A 17197-nucleotide genomic window follows, 5' to 3' on the forward strand; every position below is an offset into this window, starting at 1 on the left:
TCGACGGAAAGTAGACTGGGACGGAAACTTCCACCGTTAAAAGGAAGACGCTGTCGCCTCGGACGAACGCGCCTTGGCCGCAGTGGGTGAGAGGGCCGCGTGCGTAAGCGCCGGTCAATCAGAGTGGTACCGCGAGAGCAAAGCGCTTTCGTCTCTGTAATGAGAGACGAGCGCTTTTTTTATTTTATATTGGATATTTTATATTGATTATTTGGGGATGGGGCTTGCTGTTGTTTTCGATGGTCCGGGATTTAAGTCCCCGACGATCTATGACTTTCGGCAAATAATCAATACAAAATCTAAAATACTAAATTAGAGAAGGGTGGTGGTGGTATGGATACAAGCGATCTTAGCGACCTTAGTGATCTTTATGATCTCAAGCATTGCATGTGGTTTGGTGGAAGTGGTTACGGACTCTCCACTCTCCACTCTCCACTCTCGACTATGAAAAGGAGAAAGCTATGGAACGCATGGTTCATATTCTGGATACCACCCTTCGCGACGGTGAGCAGTCACCCGGAGCGAGTTTGACCGGCCCTGAAAAGCTGGAGATAGCAAGGCAACTGCAGCGGTTGAATGTCGATATAATCGAGGCGGGTTTTCCCGCCTCATCACCAGGCGACTTTTCGGCGGTTCGTGAGATTGCTCGCAAGGTCAGGGGACCTGTTATAACCGCACTGGCGCGCGCGGTCAAATCGGACATAGACGCCGTGTGGGAGTCTATCCGCGAAGCCGAGCGCCCTAGAATTCACATTGTTTTGGGCAGTTCGGATATTCATATACAAAGCAAGTTCAAACGAAGCCGCGAGGAGATACTTCAGATCGGTGTGGAGGCGGTGAAGTATGCCCGCTCGCTGTGCCCGGATGTGCAATACTCTACAGAGGATGCCTCACGCAGCGATAGGAAATATCTGTTTCGCTTTATCGAAGCTGTAATAGATGCAGGTGCCACTGTTGTCAATATTCCTGATACGGTGGGATATGCCGTACCGGCTCAGTGGGGCAGATTGATATCGGATATAAGACGGAGAGTGCCTAATATCGACCGCGCGAAATTGAGCGTGCACTGCCATAATGATCTGGGTCTTGCCGTCGCCAACTCACTGGCGTCGATTAAGGCAGGCGCACAGCAGGTCGAGTGCGCCGTTAACGGCATAGGTGAACGTGCCGGAAATGCGTCTCTGGAAGAGGTCGTAATGGGCATTAGTGTGCGAAGCGGGTATTACGGAGCGAAGACAGGCGTAATGACATCTCAGCTCTGCCCGACGAGCAGCATGGTCAGCCGTCTGACAGGTCTTGCAATAGCTCGCAATAAGGCAGTGGTCGGAGCCAATGCCTTTGCGCATTCTTCGGGGATCCACCAGGACGGTGTTCTGAAGAGTCGCAATAACTATGAGATATTCTCGCCAGAGGATGTAGGATCGGATGGAACACAGATAGTGCTCACTGCCAGGTCGGGCCGGCACGCGCTGCGTCACAGGTTGGAATCGCTGGGTTATACGGTCTCAGCCGAGGAATTGGAACGCATTCACATCAGGTTCCTGGAGGTTGCCGATGCCAAGAAGGAAGTCGTCGATGACGATCTGCATGCGCTAATGGCCGGGCGCACTCAAGTTTGTGAGCCGGCTTGCCGATAATATAATTGACAACTAGACTCGCGTCTTGCAGTTGAAAAAGTACGCAGTGCGAGGAGGTGGTGCCGGTGGGACCTGGACCCGATGCGCTTAGCTTGGCGTCATCGCTGGCAAAGTCGGTGGAGATCGATCGGTCGCCCGGTGTTACTCAAAGAGCCAGTGATATTGCTCAAGATCAGATTACAGCGGAGGACGTTGCAGCCCTTTCGCTGAAAAAAACGGACGCCCTGGAGCAGCTTCGGCGTGACAAGATCAGGCAGGACCGTGAGCAGCGCCGCCGCGAGTTGGAACGGCACATGCTCGCATCCGATGAGGATGAGACAGTCCAGGATGATGGCGAGTCTCATCTCGACGCAGTTGCATAGAAGATTATGGATGTAATTTTTTCGATATTGGTAGTGATAGGCATCTGCTACGGCGCGTATCGCGGCGTTAAGTGGATGCTGCGCGCAGGACAGATACAGGCGCGCAAAGACCCTCCGCTTTCTCCAGCGGATCTCAAGATTCTGGAGGAAAGCGCCGCCCGACTTATGGCTGATTTGAGAGCGGTTACGGATGAATGTGTTGCGCGGATCGAAAATGCCTGCTCAGACGCGCAGCATCAGATAAAGTCGTTGGAATTGGGCGACCTTGAGCAACTAAAGCCCCGCCCCGTTACAAACGCTCAAGATCAACCTTTAACGATCAGTGAGTTCGCCGAACTCACTAATGGTGAGATCGAACTGCTTAAGGGTCTTAAGGCTATATCGGGTTAGGGAGAAGAAAGAGAGAAAGAAGTGGTCGGGGGCATTTCTGTCCCCGACCATCTCCATTTCAGGCCATTAACCATCAAACCAATATGCCATCAACCGACACGCTCATTCAAACTTGATCGAAGTTGCCGGCCCTGTCCAGTTGTAGTCTTTGTAAGCCGTAGGCGTCTTTATCGCGCAGCAGAACGGCCTCATCGTAACTTTCCCCGGCGCAAAGTAGAACTTGAAATGCTGGCTCGCGCCCGGCTTAAGTATAGTTGAGAACCTCTTATAATCGGTGCAGCAGATGTCCGTACCGGTCATATATAGCCCCTGCGGTTTGTTTGATATGTTTTTTACAGTGATATCGTATAAGCCAAACTGGGCGGTGCCGACCGTTTTATGGATCCCACTGTCAGTCAGATGGATCATAAGCGATCCCGGATTCTCCGGCCCTCTGCCGATAGGGGCGACAGTCTCAGACGGGATCGTAATGCTTTCCCTGCTGATGCTGTAGTCCGCTGCCGGCCAATAGACGTAGAAATATCCGTTCGCAAAACCAGGAACTGGGCTGACACCATCGACCAACGAGCCGGGAACGATCAGGTGAAACTCTTTCCTGGTGATATCCGCCTGCGACATTAAGCGATGGTTGTCGTCATGAATACCCTGTGTAATTGCTGCGATGGCGGGCTGATTGTCAGCAATAACATCGTTGTTTTTCATTATTGTTGCAATACCGACGACAGCGACGAATGCTGTCGTGGCAGGCAAGTCAAGACTAAAGAATCTTGTGTCGCCGAATATTGACCGTTCAAATGCAACTCCTCCAAATGGAGTGTTAAACTGTCCTGCTGAAGCAAGACTTGTAAACCTTACCGTGTAAGTCGATCCACCCGGACAACTGAATGTCGCCAAAACACTTGCCCTGTCTTTTATGGACAGCATATCCGCCGGGCCTTTGGTAGCTATGGCCTGAATTGTCCCGGAGACGGCGGTCGGCGCGCATTGTGACGGCATCGACATGTACAACCATGCGCAGTTGCCTATGCTGGATGCCGTAACTGTGGTCAGCGTAACAGTCGTTGGGCCTCTGCCCGGCATAGCGGGTGATACCCTTGCTTTCGGCGCCGGTTTAACTTTTACATGTCCGTTGGCCATGACAGCCACCGACAGCGCGCATAAGGCGGCGATCAGTAAAATAATTACGACCAGACGCGACGTACAATATTGGGATCTCATCTCATATACCCCCTCTAGTGTTGGTGCTGCGTTGCAAGCTTTAGCTCTTGACACCATACTACCCTGTGACGAATATAAGCAAACAGTTTGATGAAATGGCAACCAGCCATGCAGATAGTTAACGTGTAGTGACATTAGTGAGCCTGGCAGGATTGCAAGATATGACTTATACAGAAGAGAGCAGGGGATGGGTCAGTAGATGTTGATCTCTGCTCTTCCAAGGGGGATTGATGGGCTGCTTATGACTTTGAGGGTTACTTCATTGGGTCCGGGTTTTACCAGAGCAGTAATATCCATTTCATACGGCGGCCAGAGCCTCGCGCCAGCTGAAGCGCCATTTATAATGAACTCTACTATATCCGGCGAATCTTCCAGTTTTGCAATAACACGCTGGCTGCGCATAAACTCCGGTATAAGCGTCTTCTGGCTATAAAGCGCTGCACCTGTATTGTCAGAGGTAGTGCTCCATTCTCCGGAGAGAATAATCTGCCGACCATGTTCAAACTGCGGCGTTGGGACGGTAAGGCTCGGCTCATAATCAAAGCACAATGTTAGAGAGCCGCAGCCTTCAAATCTATGCAGGAGAATTGTGCGGCTCCCTTGCTGCGTGCAGTTGATAAGCGCTATTTGCTCTCCTGTTTCAGGGTCAAGAATATGAGGAGCCTTGTCGCATCTGATCGAGAGCTGCACTTCCCGCGCGTCAGGAGAACTGTTGGCGAAGAAGAAAATGTCATTATCCTCATATATATGGTGAACGAATGTGATTTCACGGCACTGCCTGCCTGCGGATGTGATCGATACGTCGGGTTTGATTGCCATGGAGATGCAATCCCTGAGGGTAGGGGCTAATTCGCTCGGTTCTTGCGTCTGAACGAGGATCGCTCCATTGTCCAGTTCGATCACGGGTCCGTTTTTGCCGGATCCTGCGCCAAAGATCTCGTGAAATATGGATCGGACTTCCGAGTCTTTCTTGCCGTGAGAGTCTTTAGTGGGTATCGGCATTGTCGCCATGACCCGTCCGCCGTCATCTACGAACTCTTGTATTTTGAGGGCTGTTTCATATCGGACGGCGTCTATCGGTGGCAGTATCAGCATTTCGTATCGGTTCGATGGGCATATCAAGCTCTGGTCCACAGATGTGGCGCTGATGATAGCGTCTTCGTCTATTACATCGTGCGAGACATGTTCCAACGGCAGGTTCGCATTATAGAACTCGAAGAAATCTGAGCTTGAGCCCATCGAGGGCATCAACAAGGCGACCTGTGCCCTCCGCTGTCCATGCGAAAGAGCATATCTAACGCGCGCTGCATAGTCGATATAGAACCTGAAATACGGGCTGTCGGACCGGATTGCTTTAGGCAAACGCATAAATGGGAGAGTATCAATGCCCGCCGCCCGGCGGTCGAACTCCATCTTTAACTCACGTATAAGAATCTGTGGAGAGTCCGCAGTATTGTCGAACTCTATTGTTCGATACTGGGCAGGCGGGTTTTTGAACTGATCCAGCATATTTATCCCTGCAGGAGCCTGAGGATCTCAGTAGGCGACGCGGTTCGCAGATTAGCGCCGCTGGTCACCATTCGCAGTTTCTTGGCACTTGCCAGCCGTCCGATTCGCGTATAGAAACTGTTTTTGCCTGGGCGGTCATCTCCGAAGTGCGAGCGTGCCCATTCGCTCGCAAAACCCATTCCTGCTGCGCGAGCAAGGAATGTGTGACCCCACAGGAAATACGCTCCGTCAAGGAAGTCATTTATATAAGGAGCCAGTTCAGGGGCGGAGAAATCGTCCACAAACGGCAGCCCGATTTTATTCATTTCAGTGCCCACGCAAATCGGGAAGTTGATCTTTCTTGCCGCCCTGATCGCGCTTGCAAGATGGTCGAGTTTCGTAAGCTTTTCTGCCGGGTCTTTAATGTTCCAGTTGCGGTCCGGAATGATATTCAAAGCCACAACACCCTTCTTTTCGAGAAGTGTGAGCATTTTGAGCATATCTGACTCGCCTGGGTTTGTCCCGTCCAGCCAAGCGGCCATAGGCAGGCCCTCCATACCCTGGACCATCTCGATTACCTGCTCGATTGGCGGGAATGTATCGGCAGTGGGCGCAACATATCCCACTCCGCCGAATTTCATGAGTTTGTTTCTCATGACATCATGAAACTTTGGAGTATTTGCCAGCAGCGACTCGGTGTCTTCGTATGGCATGTCCAGAGAGGTCGCCCAGAACTGTGCAAGCGCAACCTTATCGTCTCCGAAGACCTGCCTTGCCTTGGCGTCATACGCAGCGAGTATATGCCGCTCGGTAGCATTACCGGAGGGTGTGAGCGGAGTCACATCCGCGTCGTAGTCTAGCGCAACGCTGCCCAAATATGAGTTGATCCGGTCGATCATCTGGACATTCCTGCGGCTTGCGAGCACTCGCATATTTTGGAGCAGCCTTGCTGTGTGTGTGCCTTCGTCCGGCAGTCTAAAACATCCGGCGCCCATAAAATATGACACGCCCGGCTCCTTGGGCGAATTGATTACTTTATCCGAATACTCTTTGATGAACACCCGGCTTTCCAGAGCGGCAGTGGTCCTGAGGTCTATAATCTCGCCCGCGGCCAGGAACTCCTCCATGCCGTCAAGCACGTCAAAATCTACTATCCCAGCCACTGCAAGACCGTATTTTTTTGCTTCCCAAGCTATTCTGCTTGGAGACCAGCCGTTTGCGTTGTATGAAAAAAACGTATGAAAGTGCAGGTTTACTTCATTCTTTGCTCCGGGTACGGTTGTCTCCCCGGCTTCTATTTGCCCGGCAATAGAGCACAGCGCATCTGCGCGTTCGGTCGGGTCAAAGCTATTAAGTTCATTTTCGAGTTGTGCTATATCAGCCACTTGAGAAATCCTCCAGTGTGTAAAACAAATGTATCATACACAGCTTATACGCAGGCGTAGAATATTCCTTCGGCGGAGGTTTAGCCATAGTCAGCAGGAATGCTAAGTGAATGCGGGTAAGCTCTGTACGGGTAACGATATGAAATTTATAGCGGACGCAATGCTTGGAAAACTGGCGAAGTGGCTGAGGATGCTCGGCTACGATACGCTCTATTACTCGGATATAGACGATGATGAGCTGGTCCGGTTCGCAATTCGGGAAGACAGAATACTGCTCACCCGTGACAGGCTTCTCTGCCGCCGCAGAATGGTCCGCGCACGGTGCGTATTTGTGGATTGGGGCACGACGGGCGAGCAGGTCCGGCAGGTTATGAAGCAACTCGACCTCAAGCTCTCCAGAGACTTGCTCTTCACCCGGTGCACGGTCTGCAATGGCGAGATTGCGCCTATAAGCAAGTCCGAGCTTTACGGCAGGGTGCCCCCGTATGTTTTTCAAACTCAAAGTGAGTTCGGCTTCTGCGCGAATTGTGATAAGATATACTGGCGCGGGACGCATGTGGAGCACGTGCTCGATGCTCTTGCGCAAAAACAGGAATAGAGGTAGTGGATGCTCGAAGCAATAAAGAATAGACGCAGTATACGGTTTTATCGAGACACATATGTAACCGATGAACAGATCCAGGAGATGCTTACAGCAGGTTTTTGCGCACCTTCAGCGCATAACAGGTGCCAGTGGCATGCAGTAGTTATCAGGGATCAGGAGACAAAAGAGAAGCTCAGCGCTGTCCATAAGTGGGCAAAGATAGTAATTAAGGCGCCGGTTGTAATTGTTGTATGTGTGGAGCGCACAGGTTTCGACCATTTCTGGATCGAAGACGGTTCGGCCTTTACTGAGAATATGCTCATTCAGGCGACCGATATGGGTCTTTCGACCTGCTGGGTAGGTGTCCAGGGTCTGGCCGATGGCGAGTATAATGCCGAAGCCATAGTCCGCGATGCGCTCGGTCTGCCTGAACAGATGGGGGTGGTCAACATGGTTACACTCGGATACGGCGCTCGCTTTCCGAAACCTCGTGAGCCGAAGATTCCCGAAGGACGCCTGCACTACGGTAAATTCGGCAATTTCAACCCATAAGTTTCTGCAAGCCTTCCCTCCCCACTACGGGGAGGGGTTGGGGGAGAGATAATCCGTCTATTTTACCAATTGCCCTGCAAGAGGTAATGAAACCACATCCAATCATCTCTGGGCACTGCGCCAATGCTCTCATAAAACTTAGTCGCGGGTGTGTTCCACTTGAGGGCATGCCACTCGACTCGTGCGCAATCTCGCTCTTTTGCAAGTTGGATCACATTCAGCAGCAGAGCCTTGCCGATTCCTTTGCCGCGCAGAGCAGGCCGGACGAAGAGGTCTTCGAGGTATATCACCTTTTTGCCCGCGAAAGTCGAGCAGTTGTGCAGAAAGAGAGCAAACCCCGCACTCTGCCCGTCAAAGTCGGCTATCACAGCTTCCGCAACTGCTCCGGCTCCAAAGAGCAGGTCGTGAATGTCCTGTTCCGTCGAGACGCATTCGTCGGTCATATGTTCATATTCAGCCAGGTCCCTGACGAGTTCTAATATCAGTAGAACGTCTGGCTCAGTTGCTGTTCGTATTACGCAGTTTGTGCTCATCTTTAATATTTCCTATGCTAGTTTATTGGCAAAACGCTTGAATGCGGCCAGATGCTCCGGTTCTTCAACATTGAGCGCCTCATGCACATCTATCCCGTCGAACCCGTGCTTTGTTACGCGCTGCGCCCAAACACTCAATTGATTATCAAGTTCCTTTGGATCATGCGAGAGCCATTCACCGAATAAGTATAACATTGTCTTACTATTGCAGTAATTCTTGTACTCTTTGGCTATCCAATCGAAGAGATCGTCACCCTCATCCGGCACAATATCCGGCTTCGCCTGCCAGTATTCATCACCTTTGTTGAATGAGACGACTTCGTAGTCACCGATTATGAAAGCATCAGCTATGCCTTTATCAACCAGATATTTCCAGTGGTTTGCGTAGCGGACAACCGCATTGCCGCCGTTATATGGGTCGGCGCACATATGCGTATATTTGCCGAGTTGCATGCCTATCCAGAACTCTTTTCCCCGGCCATGACATAGCTCGGCAAGATCGGAATAGAGTTTGTCCATCATCTCGCCTTTGATATCATGCCATGCCTCGCGGTCGAAGTCATCGGCTGTGCGAATGTCCACACCATAACGTTTGAGATACTCATCCGCGACCGGCTGCTCGTAACCGTAATAGTCGACCTCATGGACGTTGAGCATGTGGCGGCTGTGTGCGCTGGTGGAGCAGTGAATGCCGTCCGCACCCAGGTCGAGCAGCTCATTTGCCTGCTTGAGCCTGAACTCGCGAGCCTCCGGCCATGCATAGCTGATCAGACCTTTGAAATAGGTCTTGCCATCCTTTGCCGTCCACTGGCACCACGGATTCTCGTCTATAAATTTTGACCTGAAGCCTGGAAAACCATCATCATAGAGATCAATCCAGAATATTACCTTTAGGCCAAGCTCATGGCCGTATTTTAGAAAGAACTCCGGCGGATTATATGCTTCTATTACTTTCGCGTAGCGCTCAAGCCACGACTCGTTTCGCTCAATTATCTTCTCCAGATCTGATATGAACGGCTGGTCTTTGCCCCATTCACGGGCATATTGGCTGTCGAAGGCCATAGGGTAGGTAAGGCTGGTCCGGTATGGTAAGAGTCCCAGACAGCCCATTCGAACAAGAATTGTGTCGCAGCCGTTTTCTTTCAGGTTTGTCAGGAGTGTTTTGACCTCTGATTCGGTCATAGGTTCAGGTCTGATAATGACCTCATCGTTGACATCTATATCTACAATTACTCGTGAATTCTGCTTCATAACTATCCTACTTGTATATTGGACGCTGTATTGGCGCACCCGGAAAACTTATGCAGGCGCAGGATGGATACCTTCTGATAGACAGGATACCTTCTGATAGCTTGCCCACTATTAGCATTTTTGCTACGATATGGCGAGCATATACAAATGGAGGAACGATTTGAGTAAGCAAAAGATAATAATCCCTTTGGACGTTGATACACCCGAAAAAGCTATTGCGCTGGTAAAGCAGCTCAGCGGCGAGGTGGGGGCGTTCAAAGTCGGTCTGGAACTTATAAACATTGCGGGTCCTGCAATATTCGACGAAATCAAAGCAGCCGGAGCCGATAAGATATTCTACGACTGCAAACTGCACGATATCCCCAACACGGTAGCCGGGGCGTCGCGTGCTATCGCAAAGAGAGGACTGTGGCTCTTCAACGTCCACTGTGCGGGCGGATTTGATATGATGAAAGCAGCAAAAGACGCCTCAGCCGAAGCTGCCGAGCGATTTGGATTGAAACCCCCTAAAGTGATCGGAGTGACTATTCTCACAAGTATAGACCAGTTCGTTCTCAACGATCAGATGCGCGTGCCGGGCAGCGTAGCCGATCAAGTTGTTCATTTTGCGAAGCTGGCAAAAGAAGCAGGGCTGGACGGCGTAGTCGCTTCAGCCCATGAGATCGAGATAATCCGGCAGGCATGCGGCGATGACTTTATGATAGTGACTCCGGGTGTCAGGCCGGCGGGCAGCGATGTTGGTGACCAGAAGCGCGTAATGACTCCAGGCGAGGCCGTTCGCCGTGGTTCAGATTATCTGGTGATTGGCCGGCCAATAATCAGAGCTGAGGACCCTGTTGCCGCCGCGCGCGCGATTGCACTGGATATGGAAAATATTGCGTGAGTGGCTAAAGATATTCATTAAGTTTCGTTGACAAGTGTCAGATAAGGTGGTACATTGACATGCGGTGATGGAGATGCTTATTGTTCGCCAAGAAATATGAATCAGGTTTGCAGCTTCCAGCTTCTAAAAGAGGGGTGTGAGATGAGAAGAGTTAAATCAGGGTTTACATTGATTGAGCTTCTTGTGGTTATTGCGATAATAGCTATTTTGGCTGCGATCTTATTTCCTGTTATGACACGGGTAAAAGGGCAGGCACATATTACAAAGTGTGTCAACAACCTCAGGCAGTTAGGCAACGCGCTATCGCTATATATGAGCGATAGTTCCGATAAGTTTCCACCGACCCTGACTGGTTGGGGCAAGGGTTCAAGTAGTCAGCCTACTATTTTGATCTACCTGCAGAAGTATTCTAAAGCGGGTATTGCCATGAACTCAGGAAGCACCGCCGAGCCATATGCCTCAGTCGGATACTTCGCCTGCCCGTCTGACATAGGACTTCCGCTCAGTTGGGTCGCGGATCAGGGATATAAAACAGCGCCAACCCCTATGTGGAGACAGTGCGGATACAGCTACGAATATTTCAGCCAGCGGCAGACTGACTACGCCGGTGTTACAGTCGAAGGACGCAATAAAGAAGTCCCATGGAGCGAACTTGCATATTCCGTTACAAGTACTTCGACGGTTGGCGCGCCTATGTCGGCAGTAATGGCGCCGAGCAAGAAAGCTACTATAGGATGTCTTTGGAACTGGCATCAAGCTGAGTCATATGGGACGGATAACAGAGTTTCCAGGAACATAGTGTACGCCGATGGTCATGCAGGACGTATTAAGTTTGGCGATTATATTAGAGCTAGGTGCTACAAACTTGCTCAGGGCTGGCATCCATAGACCCAAAGCAGCAGCCATCGATGCCGCCTTATGTATCGGATATTTCTGAGAGCATGACTTCCCGTCCGCCCTCTTCCCGGCTCCTGATGCCTGCGATGACTATCTTCATCAGCTCGATTGTCTCTGAGAACGGGAACGGCCTGACACCTGTCATAAGATACTCGACAAACGCTTCGAGCTGCGCTTTGAACGAGTAGTATGAGTCCGATATAGCCGCAGTGGCATATCCCTTGGTGCCGCAAAGTTGCATCGCACCGAATATGCCGAGATCATATGTGGCGACCACTGTCGCATCCACGCCTTTTTCATGCTTAAGGTGTAATATGTTTCTGTCGCTGCTGCCTGTGTTTCTGACTGATACGAACCCAGGCCCGATTATCGGATAGATACTCTCAAGCGCATGGATGCCGTATCTCTCCCAGGTTTTGGTGGTCAAGATGCTTGCGTAACGTAGTTCGCCCAGGTCGTGCGTGGATATCTGATAGGGGATAAACTCTTTGCAATAGCGCATGCTGCTCGATGAGTGAATCGGTTTGCCTTCTTCGACCCACCTGCAGAATGTTTTGAGGTCAGCCTCGTTATCGACCATCGGCTTATCGACAAAGATGGGAAGCCCTGCTTCGACAAACGGCCTGCAGCGCTCCACATGCTCGTAGCCCTTGTCCGTCGCAACGATTACTGCATCAACCTCTCCGATCACATCTTCGGCCTTTGCCACTACGTTTGGCACCAGAGACGCCTTGGACACTTTTACTGCGTCTGCGGGGTCATCCGTCCAGACGTGCGTGACGTGTGCATCGGCTATGCCGAAGGTATCTTTTGGCTGTTTGTTCAGATAGGCTGGAATGCCCGGGAATGGGCATTTCGCCATTTCAGCTTTATCGTAACCATTGAAAATTGCGCTCCAGGAGTATGGATGGCCGTTTCCATCCACCATCCCGAGCATTGCAATTCTTATATGTGAGTTTTTAATCAGTGGTTTTTCCATATAACTGTTTCCTGTCACCTATTACCTGTTCCCTGTTACCTATTTTGTGGTTTGGCATCCGCCATTCGTTTCGACCAGTTTCCGGGAAAGAGTATTTTATCGGATAGATCGGGAACGGCCGCTGTAATTGCAGACTGAAGATCAGCTTCAAGCGGTCCCTTGCCGAACAGTGACACGTTCTCGCGCATCTGCTCAGCCGAATCGACCCCGATCACAAGGCTGGTGATCCCCTCGACTCCGAGCATATATCGCACAGCCAGCTCAGCCGGTGTAATGCCTGCCTGACTGGCTAGAGCGTATAGTCTGCGGCGAATAGGGATCACATCGGCAAGCTCGGGTAGAATATCCTCTTCCGGCATAAGTATGAGACCCTGGAGATATATACTGCGTACAAATAGCGCCGTGCCCCGTTTTACGGCTTCTTTGCAGACTCCTGCGCGGATAAACCTGTGGTCAAGCACGCTCGAGGGCATCTGCATAGCCTCGGCAAGGCCGGACGTGACCACCCCATATGCTCCATCAGGAGTATTGACCGATGAGCCGATATGCTTTACCAGCCCTTTTTTTTTGAGCTTTTGCAGAGATTCGGCGTATTGCAGGAAGTTGCTTTCTGTATGAAACATGCAGATGGGTATTACGTCCAAGCGCAGATTCGCCATTGACTGCCTTACCGACTTTTCGACAATTGAGTCGGCTTCAGCCGCGCTCAGATTATCGGCGATGTGGCATATCTTGGTCGCCACGGTTATCTTGTCCGATATTTTAAGCTCAGAAAGCGCCCGGCCCAGCACCGTCTCGCTCTCACCGTAGAGCGCTGCTGTGTCAAGGCAGGTGACGCCGCCTTCGTATGCGCATGCAATAATATCTCTTGCCGTTTCGTATGACGGCTGACCGGCTTTGTTGGCAATTCCATAGTTGAGCCCGAACTGGACTGTCCCCAATGTGATTGGTGATATGTTAAGACCACTTATTTTATTGTCTTGCATTACAAATCCTCTATTACTTCGCGGTGTATCCGCCGTCAACAGGTATATTTGTGCCGGTTATATATAATGATGCGTCAGATGCCAGGAAGACTATAATTCCCATAAGGTCCGTCTGATCAGCGAGCCTGCCAAGGAGAGTGCGGGCGCTATAGTTCTTTATAAACGCCTCGGGCATCTTGGGGTTCCACAGCCCGCCGGGTGAAATGCAGTTGCATCTGATCCCTTTGGAGCCATAATAGCTGGCGGTGAAGCGAGTGTAGTTGATCATTCCGCCTTTGTGGAAGAAATAGTCCGGGTAGAATCCGGTCATATTAGTGCCTTCGTAGATCGTCGGGTCGGGCCCGATCATTCCCTGCATAGAGCCGACGTTTATAATCGAACCCTTCTCGCGCTCGGCCATAAGATCACCCATAGCGCGGGTTATTATAAAAAGCCCTGTGGCATTGATCTGCATGCTTTCCGCGAATGCCGATGCGTTGTCATCATAGGCATTCTTCATAGGCCGCGCGACTGCGTTGTTTACAAGCACATCTAAAGTGCCTTCCCTTTTGACTATCTCATCTCGAACGGCCAGTATTGACGCTTCTTCCCCCAAATCCATATATAGAGCCTCAACACTCTCGCCCTTTGCCTGGTGCTCTGCTGCAACATCTTTGAGCGCATCAATAGAACGCGATGCTATATAAGTCTTGGCGCCGGCCTCCGCCAGAGCCGCCACTATCTGCCTTCCATATAGCCCGGCTCCGCCCGATACGAGCGCGACCTTGCCATCCAGAGAAAATCTATCCAGAATCAAAACATAACCCCCTTGACTTATAGTCAATTCTCCTCTTAGGCAAATTTACAAATAATCCTCTCTGGCAGGTAGATAACTGCTCATCAATTGCGTCTTTGCATATTATAGAGCTTAATCTGCAACATGGAGGATTATAGAAGAAATGTTCAATTCAAAATTTTCTGTTTTGTTGGCGCTGGTCGTAATGGCGACGGCAATTATTGCAAGCGGGTCTGCTGCCGCACCGGCATATCCCGGCTACACAGGGCTGATCTTCACACCAACCGCCGATACACTCAATATGGGAGGTGTGAATGCTGGAGCTGCATTTGTCAGCAGTGATGACGACGACATATCATTTTTCTCTGCTAACGTTGGGGTCATTGACGGCCTGGAAGTAGGCGCTGCGCTTATAGACCCGGATGAAGGTGACAGCAAGACCGCCTTAAATGCAAAGTACGCAATCTTGAAAGAGACATTCGCAACCCCCGGAGTTGCTTTCGGTGTTAGTGACCTTACTGACGAGATCGATTCCACTCCATACGTGGTCGTTACCAAGACTCTTGACATACCGAAACTGACCCTGCGCCAGCTCAAGGGAAGTATCGGCTTTGGAGACGGTTCGCTTGACGGCGTGTTCGCCGGTTTGTCCGCCGTTCTCAGCGACAAGTTGACACTTATGACCGAATACGATACCGAAAACTTAAATGTAGGCCTGCAGTTTGCTGCCAGCGGTGGTATCAGAGCCCATGTAGACCTTATTGACGGTGATAACATAGGCTTTGGCCTGAACTTCAACAAAGGATTCTGACATTTAATACTTAGTATTTTATATTGAGTGTTTGGTTTATAGCGCAGTGCTTAAAAATAAGCACTGCGCTATTGTTGTCTGTGGGCAAATAGAGGGTATAAGCAATAAAAACACGAGGCCTCACAGATGCCAAGCGGCGGAATACTTGAACTACGAAAATTTGTTGCGCCCGAATGTGTTTTTGGCGCGGACGCGCGAAACCTGGCTGCCAAATACGCGCTCAACTTGGGCGCGCGTAAAGTCTTGGTCGTAACGGACCCAGGAGTAATTGCGTGCGGATGGACGGATGATGTCATGACGGGGCTGCGAGATGCCGGGCTGCCTTATGTGGTCTTTGAGAATGTGTCTCCAAATCCTCGAGATAATGAGGTTTTGTCCGGCTCCGAAGTCTATCTGGCCGAGCAGTGCAATTCCATAATAGCAGTTGGCGGAGGAAGCCCGATTGACTGCGCTAAAGGCGTCGGAATTGTAAGCACCAACGACCGCAACATCCTGGAGTTTGAGGGCGTCGATGAGGTGCGTATTCCAATACCGCCTCTAATATGTGTGCCTACAACCGGAGGAAGTTCGGCTGATGTTTCTCAATTTGCGATCATCACAGACACAACCAGAAAAGTGAAGATTGCAATAGTCAGCAAGGCCATAGTGCCGGATGTTTCCCTGGTTGATCCTGTCACGCTGACGACACTGCCAGCCGATCTGACGGCTGATACCGGCTTTGACGCCCTCACTCATGCCTTTGAGGCATATGTCTCCAACGCTCAATCGGCAATCACCGATCTCTTTGCGCTAGAAGCTATTAGATTGGTACACAACTATCTGCCTGCGTCTATTGCTGATCCGCTCAATATTGAACTCAGAGGATGGATGGCAATAGCATGCCTGCATGCTGGTTTTGCCTTTTCAAACGCAGGCCTTGGATTGGTGCATGCTATGTCACACAGCCTGGGTGGTACGACAGACATTGCGCATGGACTGTCAAATGCAATTTTGCTGCGCCACGTAGTTGAGTTCAACTTTCCATCTGCAGCCGATAGATATCGGGCTATTGGGCAGGCTATGGGTCTACGCCTGAGTGGTAAAGGAGATGAAGAAGCTTGCACTGACATAATCAATGAACTAACCCGTTTTCAAGAATCAGTGGGCATTACAGGCACTCTTGGCAAATATGGACTGGATCGCACCATGATCCGTGAACTTGCCGGCAAAGCAATGGCCGACCCTGATATTGCGACTGCGGTTAGACAACCGAGCCAACAAGATATTGAGGATATTTATGAGCGAGCCTTCTGACCTACAGCATGAGTGGGAATCACTTCGCAAAAAAGTGATTGGTTTGGGAGAGGAGTCGATAAGAAAGAGCTATTACTCCGAACTTCAGAGGCGTCTGCGTGAGCTGCAGGAGAGCGAGACACGGTTTCGAGCGATTTACAATTCGGTCAACGATGTAATTATCGTGCACGATCCAATCGACTTCAAAATCATTGATGCCAACCAACGCGTGTTTGACTTGCTGGGCTATACACATGATGAAGTTGTTGGTCTTTACCCTGGTGACTTGAGTTCGGGTCAGCGACCGTATACGCAGGAACATGCCATTGAGCTAATGAAAGCAGCTATTTCCGGCGAGTATCAGATGTTTGAATGGCAAATGAAGCACATATCAGGGCGATTGTTTTGGATGGAATGGAACTTTCGTCTGGCCGAAATAGGCGGCAAAGAACGCCTGCTTGCCGTCGGGCGCGATATTACTGTGCGAAAGCAAGCGGAGGAAGAAAGACGCGCTTTGGAGCAGAGCTTAGAGGAACAGAAGCGTAAGTTTTACAGACAAACCATTTTGAGTGTGACCCAAGGGAAACTCGAGATTTGCGATGCCAGGGATGTTGAACCATACGTTCAGAACGCACTGGCAAGTCTGGATGTGCGTGAGGCAGTGGATGTGTCCAATGCACGACATGAAGTCGAGCGTATTATTCGAAGCTATGGTCTTAATGAAGATTCTTTGCATCCACTGATTGTCGCAGTCGGAGAGGTCATCACCAATGCATTTAAGCATGCTTCATATGGACGGGTATATGTGGGCAGGACGGATAACGAAATTTGGGTGATGGTAGCGGACAATGGTCCCGGGATAGAGTCTCTTGTTTTGCCCAGTGCAGTCCTGCGCCGGGGATTTTCGACCAAACCATCGTTGGGTATGGGGTATTCAATAATGCTTGAGGTATGCGACCGCATAATGCTGAAAACCGGTCCGGACGGCACCACAGTTGTTCTGATTAAGAATTTTGTGGAGAGAGCTCCCGAACTTTCTAAAATCCCCGATACATGGGAGACAATTTCCTCGTTTGTCTAGTTGAGATGTAGCTATTGTTGATAAATAACGATAATGCTTGCCCCTCAGATGCTTGCCAAGATCGAAGAATTAACTATTGTCTCCTGATAGGACTTTCTCTTTAACAATTTTGGT

18 protein-coding genes are annotated in these 17197 nt (G+C 50.5%); 10 read left to right on the top strand and 8 right to left on the bottom strand.

The genetic code is table 11. The features are described from left to right. Nucleotides 1-461 precede the first annotated feature (461 nt). From ABFD83_10120 to ABFD83_10130, 3 genes are all read left to right on the top strand, one after another. The gene (locus tag ABFD83_10120; protein MEN6357428.1) at nucleotides 462-1637 is read left to right on the top strand and encodes a 2-isopropylmalate synthase; all 1176 of its coding nucleotides are present in this window, start codon (nucleotides 462-464) and stop codon (nucleotides 1635-1637) included. 65 nt (nucleotides 1638-1702) lie between these two features. Further along, nucleotides 1703-1999 carry a hypothetical protein gene (locus ABFD83_10125; protein ID MEN6357429.1) on the top strand — a complete coding sequence of 99 codons (297 nt, stop codon included), beginning with the start codon at nucleotides 1703-1705 and terminating at the stop codon, nucleotides 1997-1999. A gap of 6 nt (nucleotides 2000-2005) precedes the next feature. Then, the gene (locus ABFD83_10130; protein MEN6357430.1) at nucleotides 2006-2389 is read left to right on the top strand and encodes a hypothetical protein; all 384 of its coding nucleotides are present in this window, start codon (nucleotides 2006-2008) and stop codon (nucleotides 2387-2389) included. Between the two features lie 102 nt (nucleotides 2390-2491). Here the strand turns inward: ABFD83_10130 and ABFD83_10135 are convergent, their stop codons facing one another. From ABFD83_10135 to ABFD83_10145, 3 genes are all read right to left on the bottom strand, one after another. Continuing rightward, entirely contained in the window at nucleotides 2492-3607 is a 1116-nt protein-coding gene (locus ABFD83_10135) for a hypothetical protein (protein ID MEN6357431.1), read from the bottom strand. A 192-nt stretch (nucleotides 3608-3799) separates the two neighbouring features. Continuing rightward, nucleotides 3800-5116 carry a glycosyl hydrolase gene (locus ABFD83_10140; protein ID MEN6357432.1) on the bottom strand — a complete coding sequence of 439 codons (1317 nt, stop codon included), beginning with the start codon at nucleotides 5114-5116 and terminating at the stop codon, nucleotides 3800-3802. A 2-nt stretch (nucleotides 5117-5118) separates the two neighbouring features. Further along, complete coding sequence (locus ABFD83_10145) at nucleotides 5119-6480, bottom strand: hypothetical protein (GenBank protein MEN6357433.1); 1362 nt, start codon at nucleotides 6478-6480, stop codon at nucleotides 5119-5121. Nucleotides 6481-6619: 139 nt separating this feature from the next. On the opposite strand from ABFD83_10145, the gene ABFD83_10150 reads away from it, so the two are divergent. Together ABFD83_10150 and ABFD83_10155 are read left to right on the top strand one after the other, a co-directional pair. Beyond that, nucleotides 6620-7078, top strand: a complete 459-nt coding sequence (locus tag ABFD83_10150; GenBank protein MEN6357434.1) for a Mut7-C RNAse domain-containing protein — start codon at nucleotides 6620-6622, stop codon at nucleotides 7076-7078. Between the two features lie 9 nt (nucleotides 7079-7087). Further along, the gene (locus ABFD83_10155) at nucleotides 7088-7615 is read left to right on the top strand and encodes a nitroreductase family protein (GenBank protein MEN6357435.1); all 528 of its coding nucleotides are present in this window, start codon (nucleotides 7088-7090) and stop codon (nucleotides 7613-7615) included. 62 nt (nucleotides 7616-7677) lie between these two features. Here ABFD83_10155 and ABFD83_10160 read toward each other — a convergent pair whose 3' ends face one another. Both ABFD83_10160 and ABFD83_10165 read right to left on the bottom strand, forming a co-directional pair. After that, on the bottom strand, nucleotides 7678-8148 hold the full coding sequence (locus ABFD83_10160) for a GNAT family N-acetyltransferase (GenBank protein ID MEN6357436.1): 471 nt from the start codon (nucleotides 8146-8148) through the stop codon (nucleotides 7678-7680). A 12-nt stretch (nucleotides 8149-8160) separates the two neighbouring features. Beyond that, nucleotides 8161-9399: a hypothetical protein gene (locus tag ABFD83_10165; GenBank protein MEN6357437.1), complete on the bottom strand. Its 1239-nt coding sequence runs from the start codon at nucleotides 9397-9399 to the stop codon at nucleotides 8161-8163. Nucleotides 9400-9559: 160 nt separating this feature from the next. Here ABFD83_10165 and pyrF point away from each other — a divergent pair, with 160 nt between their 5' ends. Continuing rightward, entirely contained in the window at nucleotides 9560-10282 is a 723-nt protein-coding gene (gene pyrF, locus ABFD83_10170; GenBank protein ID MEN6357438.1) for an orotidine-5'-phosphate decarboxylase, read from the top strand. 141 nt (nucleotides 10283-10423) lie between these two features. Next, nucleotides 10424-11170, top strand: coding sequence for a prepilin-type N-terminal cleavage/methylation domain-containing protein (locus ABFD83_10175; GenBank protein ID MEN6357439.1), 747 nt, complete (start codon nucleotides 10424-10426; stop codon nucleotides 11168-11170). Nucleotides 11171-11198: 28 nt separating this feature from the next. Here ABFD83_10175 and ABFD83_10180 read toward each other — a convergent pair whose 3' ends face one another. Genes ABFD83_10180 through ABFD83_10190 form a run of 3 tightly spaced genes read right to left on the bottom strand, consistent with a single transcriptional unit; the run spans nucleotide 11199 to nucleotide 13940 of the window. Further along, nucleotides 11199-12158 carry a Gfo/Idh/MocA family oxidoreductase gene (locus ABFD83_10180; protein MEN6357440.1) on the bottom strand — a complete coding sequence of 320 codons (960 nt, stop codon included), beginning with the start codon at nucleotides 12156-12158 and terminating at the stop codon, nucleotides 11199-11201. A 35-nt stretch (nucleotides 12159-12193) separates the two neighbouring features. Continuing rightward, nucleotides 12194-13144: an aldo/keto reductase gene (locus ABFD83_10185; protein ID MEN6357441.1), complete on the bottom strand. Its 951-nt coding sequence runs from the start codon at nucleotides 13142-13144 to the stop codon at nucleotides 12194-12196. Between the two features lie 13 nt (nucleotides 13145-13157). After that, nucleotides 13158-13940, bottom strand: a complete 783-nt coding sequence (locus ABFD83_10190; protein MEN6357442.1) for an SDR family oxidoreductase — start codon at nucleotides 13938-13940, stop codon at nucleotides 13158-13160. A 142-nt stretch (nucleotides 13941-14082) separates the two neighbouring features. Between ABFD83_10190 and ABFD83_10195 the strand changes: the two genes are divergently transcribed. The 3 genes from ABFD83_10195 to ABFD83_10205 all read left to right on the top strand — a co-directional run bounded on the left by ABFD83_10195 (nucleotide 14083) and on the right by ABFD83_10205 (nucleotide 17083). Beyond that, nucleotides 14083-14730, top strand: a complete 648-nt coding sequence (locus tag ABFD83_10195; protein ID MEN6357443.1) for a YjbH domain-containing protein — start codon at nucleotides 14083-14085, stop codon at nucleotides 14728-14730. A 126-nt stretch (nucleotides 14731-14856) separates the two neighbouring features. Next, complete coding sequence (gene ercA / locus ABFD83_10200) at nucleotides 14857-16023, top strand: alcohol dehydrogenase-like regulatory protein ErcA (GenBank protein MEN6357444.1); 1167 nt, start codon at nucleotides 14857-14859, stop codon at nucleotides 16021-16023. Next, nucleotides 16007-17083: a PAS domain S-box protein gene (locus tag ABFD83_10205; protein ID MEN6357445.1), complete on the top strand. Its 1077-nt coding sequence runs from the start codon at nucleotides 16007-16009 to the stop codon at nucleotides 17081-17083. The genes ercA and ABFD83_10205 overlap by 17 nt, the downstream gene beginning before the upstream one ends. Nucleotides 17084-17197: the final 114 nt, after the last annotated feature.

It is taken from the genome of Armatimonadota bacterium, from assembly GCA_039679645.1.
GTDB lineage: Bacteria > Armatimonadota > UBA5829 > UBA5829 > UBA5829 > UBA5829.